The sequence below is a fragment of the Gluconobacter sp. P1D12_c genome, assembly GCF_018812105.1.
GTDB lineage: Bacteria > Pseudomonadota > Alphaproteobacteria > Acetobacterales > Acetobacteraceae > Gluconobacter > Gluconobacter oxydans_A.
Genome location: NZ_JACSIQ010000799.1, coordinates 1 through 373 on the forward strand (window position 1 = coordinate 1; position 373 = coordinate 373).

Consider the following 373-nt stretch of genomic DNA (forward strand, 5'->3'; position numbering starts at 1 on the left):
CATCAGCCCGAAAACATGATCCGATGCCCCACCCGTGTCGGTATAATGCTCTTCAATGGAAAGCCCGTTGGCATGATACAGCAGCCCATCCAGAACATAGGGTGCTTCACCGGCCGTCGCCGCAATCACCCGGGTCGAAAACGGATCATACTGATCGGAGATGTGGGTGTAGAAACTGACGCCCGGTTCACTGCCATTGCGCGCATTGATATCGCTGATCGCAGCGCCTCTGCCACCTGCATGAAACAATTGACCATCACTTGAGGACGATGTGCCGTCTCCCCAGAGTGACGCCAGGGGCAGCCCACGATGGGCTGCAACCATACGGCCAAGGGCTTCGGCGTATCCGGCCTCGCTGATATGCCAGTCATGC

Annotated in this window: 1 protein-coding gene; it reads right to left on the minus strand. The window is 57.6% G+C overall.

Going from position 1 to position 373, the window contains the following annotated elements; all coding sequences use genetic code 11:
• The coding region (locus KP705_RS19265; protein ID WP_215765474.1) for a Tn3 family transposase at nt 1-373 on the minus strand (373 nt) is incomplete at both ends.